Below are 602 nucleotides of genomic sequence, written 5' to 3'. Positions count from 1 at the left end.
ATAGCCCCAGGCGCAGGCCGCGGGCAGCAGGAAGTAGGCGTACCACAGCGGGTACTCCACCATGCTGTGCACGCCGATGAGCACCACCATCATCCAGGCCGTCATCGCGGTCGTGCCGCGCTCGCCGCCCGCCGCGCGGGCGCGGCGCCAGCCCTGCCACAGCGCGAACCCGAGCAGCGCCATCACCGCCGTGGCCAGGGGCACGCCCAACTCGGCCAGCAACTGCAGCGGCAGGTTGTGGGTGTGGTCGAAAAAGGCCGTCGGCCGGCCCGGGAAGGCAGTGAGCGACCAGGCCACGTTGAATTCCCCCCAGCCGACACCGAGCCACGGCTGCTGCGCGATCAACTGCAGCGCATTGGCCCAGATGCGCAGCCGCGAATTCGGGCTCTCGCCGCCGGTCGCCTCGCCACTGGCCAGCCGCGCCGCGGCTCCGTACGCCTGGGCGTTCCAGTGGCCATAGAGGGTCATGGCGCCGTAGGACACCGCCCACAACAGCGGCGCGGCCACCAGCAGCACCCGCGTGCGGCCCGACAGCCGCCGGTCCAGCACACCCCAGGCCGCCACCAGCGCCAGGCCCACGGCACCGGTGCGCGAAGCGCTCA

Annotated in this window: 1 protein-coding gene; it reads right to left on the bottom strand. The window is 72.6% G+C overall.

What is annotated here, in order from left to right:
• The coding region (locus tag L6Q67_RS24075) for an O-antigen ligase family protein (RefSeq protein WP_296576212.1) at positions 1 to 602 on the bottom strand (602 nt) is incomplete at both ends.

Origin of the sequence: Zoogloea sp., from assembly GCF_023150065.1 — a bacterium.
In the GTDB taxonomy this organism is placed as follows: Bacteria; Pseudomonadota; Gammaproteobacteria; order Burkholderiales; family Rhodocyclaceae; genus Zoogloea.
The sequence above is the reverse complement of the archived record's forward strand: the minus strand, read 5'-3'. Positions and strand labels throughout refer to the sequence as shown.